Annotated in this window: 13 protein-coding genes; 6 read left to right on the top strand and 7 right to left on the bottom strand. The window is 65.7% G+C overall.

Annotated elements, in window-relative coordinates; translation table 11 throughout:
* Nucleotides 1-2: 2 nt before the first annotated feature.
* The 3 genes from LQK81_RS12630 to LQK81_RS12620 form a co-directional block, all read right to left on the bottom strand.
* The gene (locus LQK81_RS12630) at nucleotides 3-980 is read right to left on the bottom strand and encodes an ABC transporter permease (protein WP_442967122.1); all 978 of its coding nucleotides are present in this window, start codon (nucleotides 978-980) and stop codon (nucleotides 3-5) included.
* A 12-nt stretch (nucleotides 981-992) separates the two neighbouring features.
* Nucleotides 993-2,495, bottom strand: coding sequence for a sugar ABC transporter ATP-binding protein (locus tag LQK81_RS12625; protein WP_230806661.1), 1,503 nt, complete (start codon nucleotides 2,493-2,495; stop codon nucleotides 993-995).
* A 127-nt stretch (nucleotides 2,496-2,622) separates the two neighbouring features.
* The gene (locus tag LQK81_RS12620; protein ID WP_230806660.1) at nucleotides 2,623-3,594 is read right to left on the bottom strand and encodes a substrate-binding domain-containing protein; all 972 of its coding nucleotides are present in this window, start codon (nucleotides 3,592-3,594) and stop codon (nucleotides 2,623-2,625) included.
* Between the two features lie 214 nt (nucleotides 3,595-3,808).
* Between LQK81_RS12620 and LQK81_RS12615 the strand changes: the two genes are divergently transcribed.
* From LQK81_RS12615 to LQK81_RS12590, 6 genes are all read left to right on the top strand, one after another.
* The gene (locus LQK81_RS12615; protein WP_330166549.1) at nucleotides 3,809-4,438 is read left to right on the top strand and encodes a glucose-6-phosphate isomerase; all 630 of its coding nucleotides are present in this window, start codon (nucleotides 3,809-3,811) and stop codon (nucleotides 4,436-4,438) included.
* Between the two features lie 24 nt (nucleotides 4,439-4,462).
* The gene (eda, locus tag LQK81_RS12610; protein ID WP_230806658.1) at nucleotides 4,463-5,116 is read left to right on the top strand and encodes a bifunctional 4-hydroxy-2-oxoglutarate aldolase/2-dehydro-3-deoxy-phosphogluconate aldolase; all 654 of its coding nucleotides are present in this window, start codon (nucleotides 4,463-4,465) and stop codon (nucleotides 5,114-5,116) included.
* Nucleotides 5,113-6,063 carry a shikimate dehydrogenase family protein gene (locus tag LQK81_RS12605; protein ID WP_230806657.1) on the top strand — a complete coding sequence of 317 codons (951 nt, stop codon included), beginning with the start codon at nucleotides 5,113-5,115 and terminating at the stop codon, nucleotides 6,061-6,063. Before eda ends, LQK81_RS12605 begins: the two co-directional genes overlap by 4 nt.
* 2 nt (nucleotides 6,064-6,065) lie before the next feature.
* Nucleotides 6,066-6,995, top strand: a complete 930-nt coding sequence (locus tag LQK81_RS12600) for a phosphoglycerate dehydrogenase (protein WP_230806656.1) — start codon at nucleotides 6,066-6,068, stop codon at nucleotides 6,993-6,995.
* 2 nt (nucleotides 6,996-6,997) lie between these two features.
* A complete protein-coding gene (locus LQK81_RS12595) occupies nucleotides 6,998-7,861 on the top strand; it encodes an MBL fold metallo-hydrolase (RefSeq protein WP_230806655.1) in 864 nt (287 codons plus the stop codon).
* Between the two features lie 75 nt (nucleotides 7,862-7,936).
* On the top strand, nucleotides 7,937-8,815 hold the full coding sequence (locus LQK81_RS12590) for an SIS domain-containing protein (RefSeq protein ID WP_230806654.1): 879 nt from the start codon (nucleotides 7,937-7,939) through the stop codon (nucleotides 8,813-8,815).
* Here the strand turns inward: LQK81_RS12590 and LQK81_RS12585 are convergent.
* From LQK81_RS12585 to LQK81_RS12570, 4 genes are all read right to left on the bottom strand, one after another.
* The gene (locus LQK81_RS12585) at nucleotides 8,812-10,443 is read right to left on the bottom strand and encodes an FGGY-family carbohydrate kinase (protein WP_230806653.1); all 1,632 of its coding nucleotides are present in this window, start codon (nucleotides 10,441-10,443) and stop codon (nucleotides 8,812-8,814) included. The two genes, LQK81_RS12590 and LQK81_RS12585, sit on opposite strands and share 4 nt — an antisense overlap.
* A gap of 63 nt (nucleotides 10,444-10,506) precedes the next feature.
* Complete coding sequence (locus LQK81_RS12580; RefSeq protein WP_230806652.1) at nucleotides 10,507-11,235, bottom strand: SDR family oxidoreductase; 729 nt, start codon at nucleotides 11,233-11,235, stop codon at nucleotides 10,507-10,509.
* Between the two features lie 25 nt (nucleotides 11,236-11,260).
* Complete coding sequence (locus LQK81_RS12575; RefSeq protein ID WP_230806651.1) at nucleotides 11,261-12,514, bottom strand: sugar ABC transporter permease; 1,254 nt, start codon at nucleotides 12,512-12,514, stop codon at nucleotides 11,261-11,263.
* A complete protein-coding gene (locus LQK81_RS12570; RefSeq protein WP_230806650.1) occupies nucleotides 12,511-13,332 on the bottom strand; it encodes an ATP-binding cassette domain-containing protein in 822 nt (273 codons plus the stop codon). The genes LQK81_RS12575 and LQK81_RS12570 overlap by 4 nt, the downstream gene beginning before the upstream one ends.
* Between the last annotated feature and the right edge of the window lie 65 nt (nucleotides 13,333-13,397).

Genomic DNA, 13,397 nt, shown 5'->3' with positions numbered 1-13,397 from the left:
GCTTACCTGCGGAACCAGTTGGAGGCATATTGCAACAGCATGGCGCCGATGATGATGCAGCCCATGAACACCTGCTGGTGGTAGCCGGGGACGCGGGCCAGGTTCATCATATTGGCAATGATGCCGAGCACAATGACCCCGATGAACGTGTTGACCACGCCGCCGCGACCGCCCATCAGGCTGGCGCCGCCGATGACGACGGCGGCGATCGCGTCCAGTTCCGCACCGACGCCGATATTGGCCGAGCCAATGCCGGTGCGGCTGGTGGAGACGATGCCCGCCGCAGCGGCAAGGACGCCCGAAATCACATAGACGGAGGTCGTGTAGAAGGCGACGGGGATGCCCGAGAGGCGCACGGCCTCGATGTTCGAGCCGATCGCCTTCACCAGGCGGCCGAAGCGTGTGAACGTCAGCACGATACCGGCGATGACGAAGACGACGGCCATCAGCCAGACCGGATAGGGGATGCCGGCAAACGAGAGCGACCCGAAATCGACGATCAGCTTGCCCGCGTCACCCATCTGGATGGGCTGCCCGGCGGACACGATCAGCGACAGGCCGCGGGCGACCGTCATCATCGCCAGCGTCGTCACGAACGGGGGCAGCTTCAGGAAGGCAATGAGAACGCCGGAAACCAGCCCGCACGCGCCGCCTGCCACAAGCGCCGCGCCGATGGAGATACCGGTGCCGTATTGCTGGATCAGGATCGCGCAGACGATGCTTCCGAGCGCCGCGATCGATCCGACGGACAGGTCGATCCCGCGCGTCAGGATGACGAACAGCATGCCGACCGCCATCAGGCTGGTGCCGGCGCTCTGGCGCAGGACGTTGATGAGATTGCGCTCCGTCAGGAAGACATCCGACATCGACGTCGCCACGATCAGCAGCGCGACCAGGATCGCCACGGTGCCGTATCGGTGCATGATATTGCCGATGTTGAACTGGCTGGAGCGGGGGGCGGTTTCGGTGATGTCTGCCATGGCGTTACCCGTTCAATGAGCTTCGGCGGCGGTGGCGGAATTGACCATCGCGAGCCGCAGCAACTTCTCTTCGGTATAGTCGGCGGGCTCGAGCGATCCCGTCAGCTGGCCTTCGCGCATCACGAGGATGCGGTCGCAAAGGCCGAAAAGTTCGATATGTTCGGACGAGATCACCAGCACCGCCCGCCCCTCGGCGGCGAGAGACTTGATCAGCGAATAGATTTCCGTCTTGGCGCCGACGTCGACGCCGCGGGTGGGCTCGTCGAAGATCAGCAGGTCTCCGTCGGCATGAAACCATTTCGCCAGCACGACCTTCTGCTGGTTGCCTCCCGAGAGGCTTGAGGCCGGATCGTTGAGGCTGCCGGCCTTGAGCCGCAGCCGGGTGGCCAGTGTCTCGACGGCCGACATCTCCCTGGAACGACGCACGAATCCGAACGCGTTGACGAGCGGGGACAGCCGCGCCATCGTCGCGTTGACCCGGATCGGGAAGTCGAGCACGAGCCCCTGTTCCTTGCGGCTTTCGGGCACGAGGCCGACACCGGCTTTGACGGCATCGCGAGGGCTTCTGATCTTCACCTCGCGGCCGCGAAGGAAGATCTTCCCCGACAGCGCCCGCTCGGCGCCGAAGATCATGCGGACGAGTTCGGTGCGGCCGGCGCCGACAAGGCCGCCGAGCCCCACGATCTCGCCGGCCCGGATGCTGAGCGACGCGCCCTTGATGCGCGCGCCGTCGGACAGGTTCTCGATCCGCAGCACTTCTTCGCCCGCCTTGCGCTCGACGTCCTCGCCGAACAGCGCCTTCAGCGACCGGCCGACCATCATGCGGATGACGTCGTCGATCTCGACGTCCTTGCGTTCGACGGTTGCGACGGACGATCCGTCCTTCATCACGGTGATGCGATCGGCGATGCGGAAGACCTCGTCGAGCCGGTGCGAGATGTAGATGATGCCGACGCCGCGCTCGCGCAGCGTGGCGATGATGTCCAGCAGCCGCTCGGCATCGCGGGCCGAGAGCACGGCGGTCGGCTCGTCGAACACCATGACGGCGGCATTGCGCGACAACGCCTTGGCGATCTCGACGACCTGCTGGTGCGCGACCGACAGATCGCCCACGGTCGCCGAAGGCGAAATGGCGAAGCCGAGGCTGGAAATCAGCTCTTTCGCCTTTCGATTGAGTTCGCTCCAGGAGATGAGAGAGGGAATCCGGGCGAGAAAGATATTCTCGGCGACGGTGAGATCGGTGGCGAGCGCCATTTCCTGGTGAATGATCGCAATGCCCTTTTCGAGCGCGTCCATCGGACCGCGGAAATGCTGCTGCTCGCCCGAAACCGTCACCGTTCCGGCGTCGGGAACGTATTCGCCGCCCAGAACCCGCATCAGCGTCGACTTGCCCGCACCGTTCTCTCCGAGCAAAGCGTGAACCTCGCCGGGACGAAGCGCGAAATCCACCCCCTGCAGGGCCCGGACGCCGCCGAACGATTTGCGAATGCCGCTCAGTTCTACCAGGTTTTCCATAGCCGAATTCTGATCGTTGCCTGCCGATCGACGTAAGCCGGCAGGGTCGCGGCAGGCTTCACCCGTCGCTTCATTGCAAGGATGCAGCCGACGCTTGTCCGCGCCGGCTGCCCGGGAGGATGCCAGCCTAGAATACGGCGTCCTTCTTGAGGTAGGTGTCGACGTTCTCCTTGGTGATCGCCGTCGGCGTCGTGTAGGTGATCTTGGAGATGCCTGCGGGAAGCTCGCCGTCGATCGCCTTCTTGGCCAGTTCGACAGCTGTCGACGCGACGATGGCCGGATCGTTCAGGCCGGTGGCGCCGTACGTGCCGTCCTTGATCGCCTGAAGCGCTTCCTTCTGGCCGTCCGCGGCCGCCAGGAGCATGACGTCCGAGGAACCGCCGAGCGCCTTCTGCGCACCCAGAACCATCGAATCGTTCTCGCCGAGCACGACGTTGACGTCTGGATTGGCCGTCAGCAGGTCTTCCATGGCCTTGAGGCCGCCTTCGTTGGTCCAGCCGCCCCAACCCTGGCCGACGACTTCGAAGCGGGCGCGACCCTCGTTGCGGAGCTGGCCTTCCAGCAGGCCGGCGAGCACGCCGAGACGGCGCTCCTGGCCGACTTCGTTGCCCTTGTCGCCGGAGATCAGCGCGATCTTCAGGTCCTTGCCCTTGGTGTTGTCGGCCAGCCACTGGCCCACGAGCAGGCCGTTCTGGCTGTTGGACGACTGGACGAGCGTCACGAAATTGGCCTGCGGATCGATCGTAGAATCGATCACGAACACCTGAACACCGGCCGCGGTCGCGGCATTGACGGCGGGAACCAGGCCCTTGCTGTCGCGCGGGTTGATGATCAGCGCGCCGATCCCCTGGGCGACCATGTCCTCGACGTCGGCCACCTGCTTGTTCAGGTCGTTCTGGCCATCGACGGAGATCACCTCGCAGCCCAGTTCCTCGGCCTTCTTCTTCGCCGACACTTCCTGTGCCGCGAAATAGGGCGCGTCCAGCGTCTTCATCGAGATGCCGATCTTGCAATCGGCAGCCTGGGCAGCGGACATCGCCACGAGCGACGTGGCGGCAGCCAAGGCGAGTTGCATGGCGGCAGTTCTGACAGTCTTCATGATTTTCCTCCTCCAACAGTCGATTCTCGAGCTTCCGCAGCCCCGCCAAGGGGTCTGCATATCCATCGATAAAATGTAGCGTAATTACAAAAATTATTCTCGTCAATCACAGCAAGGCCAGAAAACCGCACAAATCGATGCTGCATTGCAGCGCATATTGGGGCTTGCGCGTCTCAGTCGATCATTTTATGTATTTTTACTACCGAATGGAGGAATGCATATGTTACGAGAACCTGTCGCCAGCGTTGTCGATCCGCGCGCAGGCGCATTGAGCGGAAATACCGGCCGCTATGAGAAACGGCTGAGCGACCTGGCGGGACTTTATGCCGATGCCGAGGCGCATGCCGCTCTGGTGGCCTCGCTCGACGATCCGGTCGTCTATGCCGTGGAAGACTTCCGGCCGGGCTCCCATTCCGGCGACCTGATCTACGGAGTCACGCACATGAGCCCGGGACGCGTCGGCCGCGAATATTTCCTGACCCGCGGCCATATCCACGCGAAGGCGGACCGCCCGGAAATCTACTACGGCCAGCAGGGCTACGGCCTGATGCAACTGGAATCGCCGGACGGCGAGACGCGCATCGTCGAGGTCCGGCCGCAGACGATCTGCTACGTCCCGCCCTTCTGGATCCACCGCTCGATCAATGTCGGCAACGAGGATCTCGTCATGGTCTTCGCCTACCCCTCCGACAGCGGACAGGACTACGGCATCATCGAAAGCTCGAACGGCATGCGCCATCGCGTCCTTGCGACCGGCGATGGCGGCTGGGAGCTCGTCGAGAATTCGGCCTACGCGCCAAGGAGCAGCGAGACGGTCCGGCAACTGATGAAGACTTATGCTTGAAGCGCCAGCAGCGAGGAACTCACCATGAACAATCCGATCGACATCATTGCGGGACTAGGCGTGGTTCCGGTCATCGCCATCGAGCGGGCCGGCGACGCTGTCGCCCTTGCCGATGCGCTTCTCGAGGGCGGCCTTCCCGTCGCCGAGATCACCTTCCGCACCGAGGCGGCCGCCGAAGTCCTTGCCATCATGCGCGACGCCCGGCCGGAACTGTGCATCGGCGCCGGCACGATCCTGGACAGGCCGAGCCTGGAGCGGGCGGTCGCCGCCGGCGCCCGCTTCGGCCTGGCGCCGGGCTATGACCCCGACATCGTCGATGCTGCGAAGGCTGCGGATCTGCCGTTCTGCCCCGGCATCATGACGCCCACCGACCTGACGCTCGCGGCAGCGCGCGGCGTGCGGCTGGCCAAGTTCTTTCCCGCCGGCGTCGCCGGCGGCCCGAAGGCGCTCTCCGGCATCTCCGCCCCCTTCGCCCATCTCGGCATCCGCTTCATCCCGACCGGCGGCGTGACGGAGGCGACGATCGGGGACTGGCTCGCCATCCGGCAGGTCATTGCGGTGGGCGGCACGTGGATCGCCAAGACGGAGGATATCCGCGAGGGTCGCTTCGCCGACATCGCGAAGAACGCCAGGGCCGCAGGCGCCGTCGCCAAGGAAGCACTGGAGAGACGCCGGTGAGCTACCAGCCCGCAACGCAGCCCACACTCTATTTCATCGGCGTGACCACGACCAAAAGCTCGATCATGAAGGTCTTTCCCGCCTGGGCCGAATATCTCGGCCTGCAGGACGCGGTCATCAAGGGCATCGACTTCAAGCTGCACGACGACCCTGCCGCCTACCGGGCAGCCGTGGAATTCATCCGCGACGACCCGCTCTCGCTCGGTGCGCTGGTCACCACCCACAAGATCGATCTCTTCCATGCCTGCCGCGACCTGTTCGACACCGTCGACGAGCACGCGCTCCTGATGGACGAGACGAGTTGCATTTCGAAGCGAGACGGCAGGCTGGTCTGCCACGCGAAGGACCCGATCTCGTCGGGACTGGCGATCGACGGCTTTCTCGGGGAGGACTACTTCGCAAGGACCGGCGCCGATCTTTTTTCGATGGGCGCGGGCGGCTCCACCATCGCCCTGACCTGGCACCTGATGCGCAGGAGCCGCGGCGGCAACGTCCCGGCCCGGATCATCGTCACCAACCGCAGCCAGCACCGGCTGGACGAGATCAGGCGCATCCATCGGCAGGTCGCAAGCAACGTGCCGGTCGAGTACCTGCTGGCGGAGACCCCGGAAGCGAACGACGCCGTCCTGAAGACGCTGAAGCCCGGCTCGCTGGTGATCAACGCCACCGGCCTCGGCAAGGACGCGCCCGGCTCGCCGCTGACCGATGCGGCCGATTTCCCGCAGAGTGCCGTCGCCTGGGACCTCAACTACCGGGGCGATCTCGTCTTCCTCGACCAGGCGCGACGCCAGCAGGCCGAAAAGTCCCTTCGGATCGAGGACGGTTGGACCTATTTCCTCCATGGCTGGACGCAGGTCATCGCCGAAGTCTTCGATGTCACGATCCCGACCTCCGGTCCGTCCTTCGACGAGATCTCCAGGATCGCGATCCAGGCGGCGGGGCGATGAGCATGGGCCAGAGAATCCTCGTCACCCCGCGTTCGTTGACGGCCGAGCCGCATCCCGAGGTCGAGCGGCTGAGAGACCTCGGCTTCGACATCGTCTATTCGACCGCCGGCGCCATGCCGACCGAGCAGGAGCTCATCGCGCTTGTGCCGGACTGCGTCGGCTGGCTGGCCGGCGTCGAGCCGGTCACGCCCCGGATCATCGCAGCCGCCGACAAGTTGAAGGTCATCAGCCGCAACGGCGTCGGCGTCGACAACCTGCCGGTCGAGACGCTCAAGGAGCGCGGCGTCCAGGTGATGATCGCCGAGGGCGCCAATGCGATGGGCGTGGCCGAGCTGACCATCGGCCTGATGTTCAGCGCGCTCCGCTCCATCCCGCTCGCCGATGCCGGCATCAAGGCCGGCGGCTGGCCGCGCGTGCGCGGTCTGGAAATCCGGGGGCGCACGATCGGCATCGTCGGCTGCGGCGCCATCGGCCGTGAGGTCGCCCGCATGGTCATAGCACTCGGCGCCAAGGTACTCGCCTTCGACCCCATGCGCCCGAACCTCGACCTGCCATCCGCCTCCTTCGCCTATGCGGAGGTGGACGAGATCATGGCCGCGGCGGATGTGCTGACCCTCCACTGCCCCCTGCCCCGCGACGGTTCAGCGTTGCTGACGGCGGAAAGGCTGGCGAACAGCAGGCCGGGCCAGGTCATCGTCAACACTGCCAGATCGAAACTGATCGAGGAGACGGCCCTGCTCGATGCCCTCGATGACGGCCGGATCTCGACCTACGCCACCGACGTATTCGACGAGGAACCGCCGGCCTCGCTGGCGCTCGCCGCGCATCCCAGGGTGATCGCGACCAGCCATATCGGCGGCTTCACGGCCGAGAGCGTCGAACGGGCGACGAGGATCGCCGCGGACAACCTTCTTTCCGCGCTGAGGGCATGACGATGGCCGGCCGTCTGGTCGAAAGGAAGCTCGGGGATACACTTTCCGCCGCAATGTCGTCGCCGCCCGCCGAGGGCATCCGCTTCTACTGGCTCGGCCAGGCGGGGTTCATCCTGGAAATGGCCGGCCGCCGGCTCGTTATCGACCCGTACCTGTCGAACTCGCTTTTCGAAAAGTACCGGGATACGCCGCGCCCGCATGTGCGGATGATGCCTCCTCCGATCGGGCCGGGCGAATGCGGATCGGTCGACCTCGTCCTCGCCACCCATGCCCATACGGACCATATGGATCCCGGCACGCTGCCGGCGATCTTCGCGGCCAACCCGGCTGCCGTCTTCGTCGCGCCCCGCGCCGTGCGCCAGCAGGCGTTGGACCGGTCCGGCCTCTCCCCCGACCGGATGGCGCTTGTCGATGCCGGCGAGGTCGTCCGCCCCTTCCCGGGACTGGCGATCACCGCCACACGCGCCGCCCACGAGACTTTGGAGACGGACGAAGCCGGCAACCATCGCTTTCTCGGCTACATCCTCGAAGCCGGCGGAATGCGCATCTGGCATTCGGGCGATTGCGTTCCGTTCGAGGGGCTGCGCGAGGAAATCGAACCCCGGGCTCCCGGCATCGTCCTTATCCCGGTCAACGGCCGCCGGCCGGACCTCAGCGACAACGGCGTGCCGGGCAATTTCACCCTTGGCGAGGCGATCGAAACCGCACGCGGCGTCGGCGCCCGCCACCTGCTGGCGCATCACTACGGATTGTTCGACTTCAACACCGAGGACCCCGCCGTGATCGATCAGGCTGCGGCGTCATCGCGAGACCTGGACATCCGGCGTGCGCGAACCGGCATCTGCTACGAATGGCGGGAAGACTAGACGCGCCTCCGGTTTCATTTTCCCGACGCCGGAACTAACATATGAGCGGGCCGGCAGAAAAAGGCAAAGTGGTCGATGGATTCAGAAGTCAGAAGCAATAGCGGCCGCAACATGATCGAGATCATCAGGACGATGCGCCCGGACCTGCGCAAGTCGGACCGCAAGGTTGCCGACATCGTTCTTGAAGATCCCCACCGCATCATGAATGCCACAGTGGGCGAGACCGCGCAACTGGCCGACGTCAGCCAGCCGACGGTCCTTCGCTTTGCGACCGCGATCGGCTGCAGCGGCTTCCAGGATTTCAAGATCAAGCTTGCCCAGAGCCTCGCCTTCGGCACGCCGGCGACGCATTCGGTCCTACTCGACACCGACACGCCGGAAGCCGTCACCGAGAAGATCTTCGACTACACGATGACGAGCCTCGACTGGGCCCGTTCCAAGCTGGACAAGGCGGCCCTGCACAAGGCGATCGATGTCCTCGCCGCGGCCCGATCCATCGTGTTCTTTGGCTTCGGCGCATCGGGCATCGTCGCTCGCGACGCGCAGCAGAAGTTCCCGCTCTTCGGCGTGCCCTGCGTCGCGGAGCTCGATTCCCACCAGCAGCTGATGGTCGCCTCGATGATGAAGCCGGGCGACGTGGCCTTCGTCATTTCCAACACGGGAACGACCCGTTCGATTATCGAGATCGCCCGCATCGCCCGGGAGAACGGCGCGACCGTCATCTGTCTCACCGGATCGGATTCGCCGCTGGCGCACTATTGCGACGTCGTCCTGATCGTCGAGACGCTCGAAAACACCAACATGTACACGCCGACGATCTCCCGCATCGCGGCCCTGGTCGTCATCGACATCCTTTCGACCAGCGTCGCAATGCGCCGCCCCGCCGACGACCAGGCGCGGATCCACCAGATGAAGCGGCAATTGAGCGACATGCGGAAGATGCAGCCGATCTAGCGGATGTTGCGCGCCAGTGCCTGCAGCCTTGTGAAGGCGTCGTATCGCTTGGCGTGGAGAGCGGCGGTGGCGCCGTCGGCCGGCTGGTAGCTGCGGTCGGTCGCCGACATCGCCGCCATCGCCGAGCCGACGTCGGGGAAGGCTCCGGCGGCGACGCTGCCGAGAATGGCGGCGCCGAGCAGGACGGGCTCTTCCGCCTGCGTTGCCATCAGTTGCTTGCCTGTCGCATCGGCAAGCAACTGCCGCACCAGATCCAGTTGGCCGGCGCCGCCGCTGATGACGATCCTGTCGACCGGCGCCCCGGCCGCCGCCTGCGTTTCGATGATCTGGCGCAGGCCGTAGCCGATGCCGCAGAGACCGGCGATGTAGAGCGCGACGAGATTGTCGAGGTCCTGCTCCATGCCGAGGCCGACGATGGCCGCCCGCGCATGCGGATCGGCGAAGGGCGCACGATTGCCGAGGAATTCCGGCACGACATGCAGGCCGTCAGCCAACCTCGCCACCTCGGAGAGCGCCTTCGCCTTTTCCGCAGCCAAGTCCGCCAACAGCACCGGCAGGGAGAGGCCGCGCTCCTTCGCCAGCGCCGCCGCCGCGCCGGCAGCAGGATGGAAGGACAGAAGCTGATCGATCGCGGCACCCGCCGCCGACTGGCCGCCCTCGTTCAGCCACATGCCCGGTACCATGGCCGAGAAATACGGACCCCAGACGCCGGGCACGAAAACCGGCTCGCGGGTCGAGGTCATCGTGCAGGACGACGTGCCGAAGACATAGCCGAGGTTTGTTTCCGGAGAGCCTTCGACGCCCACCGTTCCGATCCCGCCGGCATGCGCATCGATCATCCCGGCTGCGACCGGCGTACCGACGACAAGACCGAGGTCTCCAGCGGCGTTTTCCGTCAGGCCGCTGCCGAGCGGCGTGCCGGGCTCGACCACGCGCTGGCCGATGCGGGCGAAATCCTCGTCCGCCAGCGTGCCGAGGCCGATCTCGTGGAAATAGCTCGGATCCCAGCGCTTCTCATGCGCCAGGTAGGTCCATTTGCAGGTGACGGTGCAGGTGGAGCGCGCAAGATCGCCGGTCGCCCGCCAGGTGAGGAAATCGGCGAGATCGAAGAACTGCCACGCCGCGTCGAAGACCTGCGGCCGGTTCTCCCTGAGCCACAGAAGCTTGGGCGTCTCCATCTCCGGGGAGATGCGGCCGCCGACATAGCGCAGCACCTCGTGCCCCAGCGCATTGATGCGCTCCACCTGGTCCACTGCGCGATGGTCCATCCAGACGATGATGTCGCGCTCGGGATCCTCGGACGGCCCGACAGGCAGTGGCGCGCCGTCCTCGCCGAGCACGACCAGCGAGCAGGTGGCGTCGAAGCCGATGCCGGCGACCTTCTCGGGCGAAACACCGGCCTTCTCGACGGCCTCGCGCACGGAAGCGCAGACGGCCGTCCAGATTTCCGTGCTCGACTGCTCGACCATAGCGCCCGGCTCGCGAAACAGGGAAATGTCGCGTTTGCCGGAAGCGAGCATCCGGCCGGTGAGGTCGAAGAGGCCGGCTCTGGCGCTTCCGGTGCCGACGTCGACGCCGATCAGGTAGCGTTCGCCGCCCGCGGGGCGTGCGGAGGAAGGAGTGCTCATAAGGTTACCGCCTGCAAATCGGGAACTTTCCTGGCGAGCGGCCTCATGCCGCCCGCAGCTCGCTTAGAGATCGACGCTGTTCGGCAGGATCACCAGGTCGCGGATCGTGACGTTGCGCGGCCGCGTCAGCATGAAGAGCACGGCATCGGCCACTTCCTTCGGCTGCATCAGGCTGCCATTGGCCAGCGCCTCGTCCATCTTCTCCTTCGGCCAATCATCAAGCAGCGCCGTCACCACCGGCCCCGGCAGCACCGCGCCGACCCGTACGCCATGCTGCGCCACCTGGCGGCGCGTCGAATGCACGAAGGCCTGCACCGCAAATTTCGAGGCCGTGTAGATCGGCTCCCAGACGACGGGCACCATGCCGGCGATCGAGGAGGTGAACAGGATATCGCCCGTCTTCTTCCCGATCATATAGGGCAGCACCGCATGGACCGAGCGGAAGGCGGCGTTGATGTTGAGGTTCAGCATGCGGTCCCAGGCATCGGGATCGCCTTCCGCGACCGGTCCGCCGATATAGGCGCCAGCATTGGCGTGGAAGACGTCCAGCCCGCCGGCGATATCGAGGATGCGCGGCAGCATGCCGGAGACGTCGGCGGGGTTCAGGAGATCGACCACGAGCGGCAGAGCGTTCGGTCCCATCTCCTTGCAGAGCTGTTCCAGCTTGTCCCCGGCGCGGTCGACGAGCACCACTTTCGCGCCTTCGGCAACAAGCGTGCGGGCGCATTCGAGACCGATGCCGGATGCGGCACCGGTGATGGCGGCAATCTTGCCCTTCATGAGATCAGCCATGATCGAGAACTCCATTCCAGTATTGTTACGCGCGGCCGTGGCTGACACGGGAGCGACGGGCGAGCGAATCGACGATGACCGCGATGGCAAGGACGCCGCCGGTGATCATATAGCGCAGCGAGGACGAAAGGTTGAGCAGCGTCAGGCCGTTCGAGATCGCCTGGATGACGATGATGCCGAGCAGGGCCGAATAGGCGCTGCCGCGTCCGCCGAAGAGGCTGGTGCCGCCGATGACGGCGGCAGCGATGGCGTTGAGATTGACGTCGCCCGTGCCGGCCTGCTGGCTGGAGGAGGCAAGACGCGAGGCCGAAAGGATGCCGCCGAGCGCTGCGAGCGTCGAGCACAGCATGAAGGCGCTCATGTAGATCCGGCGGACATTGATGCCCGAGCGGCGCGCCGCCTCCTTGTTGCCGCCGACGGCGAACATCGAGCGACCCCACTTGGTGCGCGTCAGCGCATAGTTGAGGATCACGGCAAGCGCCACGAACAGCGCGAACATCCACGGAATGCCGCGGCCGAGATTGAGATAGAAGACTGCGGCTTCCAGCGCGACCGTGAGCACGACGGCCTTGAGGATCAGCGCCCGCATCGGCTGGGCGGAGAGGTTCGCCGCAAGCCGCTGGCCCCGGGTGCGCAGCCCCCGGCCGATCATCACGAGGCCCGGCACGAGCGCCAGCGCATAGGACAGCCAGTCGGGCATGATCAGGATCTGGCCGAAGCGCACCAGCGGCGAGGCATAGGGCAGGTTGATCGAGCCGGTGGGCCCGAGGATGTAGAGCTGCATGCCGAGCAGCGCGAGCAGGCCGGCGAGCGTTGCCACGAAACTAGGCATGCCGAGGCGATTGTAGAGCGTGGCGTAGAGCAGTCCGACACCCGCGCCGACCACCAGAGCGGCGACGATCGCGCCTGCGATCGGCCAGCCCTGGTTGACCCAGAGCACCCCGACCATGGCCGAGGCAAGCCCGCTCATCGAGCCGACGGAGAGATCGATTTCGCCCAGCACCAGCACGCAGACGATGCCGAGCGAGATGACCCCGACCGTGGCGCAGTCGAACAGCAGGTTCACCAGGTTGTTCGGCGCGAGGAAGATGGGATTGAGGGCCGAGAAGACGACGGAGATGACGACGAGGCCGACGGCGACCGGCAGCATGCCGAGGTCGCCGGAGCGGACACGGTCGATGAACCCCTTTGCCATCGCGGCAAGGCTGTCGTCGTGGCGCACGCGCTCGTCGCTGCGGTCCAGCATCGGCTTGGTATTGTCGGAAGGGGTCTGGCTCATGCGGTTCCCTCGGTGCTTTCCTGGACGTGGCCGGCCTTGCGGTCGATGCGACGCGACACGGAATTGTCCGTCGCGCCCGTGATGGCGGAGACGAGTTCCTGGTTGGAGGAGTCGGGCGTGAAGACGCCGTTGTTGCGGCCGAGCCGGAGCACGACGATACGATCGGCGACGGCGCGCACGTCCTCCATGTTGTGGCTGATGATGATGACGCCGAGACCGCGGTCGCGCACGCGCTCGATGAGGTTCAGCACCTCGGCCGTCTGCGCGACGCCGAGCGCCGCCGTCGGCTCGTCCAGCATGATGAGCTTCGGGTTGAGCAGCAGCGAGCGCGCGATGGCCACGGTCTGCCGCTGGCCGCCGGAGAGCGATGCGATCGGCTCGCGGACGGAGGGGATGCGCGCTGCGAGTTCGCGCAGGAGCGTCCAGGCGCGGACCTCCATCGCGACCTCGTCCAGAGCCCAGGGCGACATCTCGTGCCCCAGGAACAGGTTCGCAACGACGTCGAGATTTTCGCAAAGCGCGAGGTCCTGGAACACGGTGGCAATGCCGAGGTCGAGCGCTTTGGCCGGGCTGTCGAGCGTTACCTGCTGGCCGCAGAATTCGATCGTGCCGGAAGACGGCTGGTGCACGCCGGCGAGCACCTTGACCAGCGTCGACTTGCCGGCGCCGTTGTCGCCGACGAGGGCGACGACTTCGCCGGCCTTCACCTCCAGCGCGATATCCGTCAGCGCGGACACCGCCCCGAAATTCTTGGAGACGCCGCTGAGGCGCAGCACCGGCTCCCCCTTGGCGGGAACATTTGCAAGCGTGGCTGTCATGGCCCCTGAAACCTTTGGACTGACTTTTCGGTCGACAAGGATGTCCGGCCGCGCGAGGCGGCCGG

This window comes from Rhizobium sp. GN54, from assembly GCF_021026345.1.
Lineage (GTDB): Bacteria > Pseudomonadota > Alphaproteobacteria > Rhizobiales > Rhizobiaceae > Mycoplana.
The sequence above is the reverse complement of the archived record's forward strand: the minus strand, read 5'-3'. Positions and strand labels throughout refer to the sequence as shown.

Excerpts from the sequence above, each read along its gene's own strand:
- LQK81_RS12615 (WP_330166549.1), top strand. The coding sequence starts at position 3,809 with ATGCATATGTTACGAGAACCTGTCGCCAGCGTTGTCGATCCGCGCGCA.
- LQK81_RS12625 (WP_230806661.1), bottom strand. The coding sequence starts at position 2,495 with ATGGAAAACCTGGTAGAACTGAGCGGCATTCGCAAATCGTTCGGCGGC.
- LQK81_RS12580 (WP_230806652.1), bottom strand. The coding sequence starts at position 11,235 with ATGGCTGATCTCATGAAGGGCAAGATTGCCGCCATCACCGGTGCCGCA.
- LQK81_RS12585 (WP_230806653.1), bottom strand. The coding sequence starts at position 10,443 with ATGAGCACTCCTTCCTCCGCACGCCCCGCGGGCGGCGAACGCTACCTG.
- LQK81_RS12570 (WP_230806650.1), bottom strand. The coding sequence starts at position 13,332 with ATGACAGCCACGCTTGCAAATGTTCCCGCCAAGGGGGAGCCGGTGCTG.
- LQK81_RS12620 (WP_230806660.1), bottom strand. The coding sequence starts at position 3,594 with ATGAAGACTGTCAGAACTGCCGCCATGCAACTCGCCTTGGCTGCCGCC.
- LQK81_RS12590 (WP_230806654.1), top strand. The coding sequence starts at position 7,937 with ATGGATTCAGAAGTCAGAAGCAATAGCGGCCGCAACATGATCGAGATC.
- LQK81_RS12600 (WP_230806656.1), top strand. The coding sequence starts at position 6,066 with ATGGGCCAGAGAATCCTCGTCACCCCGCGTTCGTTGACGGCCGAGCCG.
- LQK81_RS12575 (WP_230806651.1), bottom strand. The coding sequence starts at position 12,514 with ATGAGCCAGACCCCTTCCGACAATACCAAGCCGATGCTGGACCGCAGC.
- LQK81_RS12630 (WP_442967122.1), bottom strand. The coding sequence starts at position 980 with ATGGCAGACATCACCGAAACCGCCCCCCGCTCCAGCCAGTTCAACATC.
- eda (WP_230806658.1), top strand. The coding sequence starts at position 4,463 with ATGAACAATCCGATCGACATCATTGCGGGACTAGGCGTGGTTCCGGTC.
- LQK81_RS12595 (WP_230806655.1), top strand. The coding sequence starts at position 6,998 with ATGGCCGGCCGTCTGGTCGAAAGGAAGCTCGGGGATACACTTTCCGCC.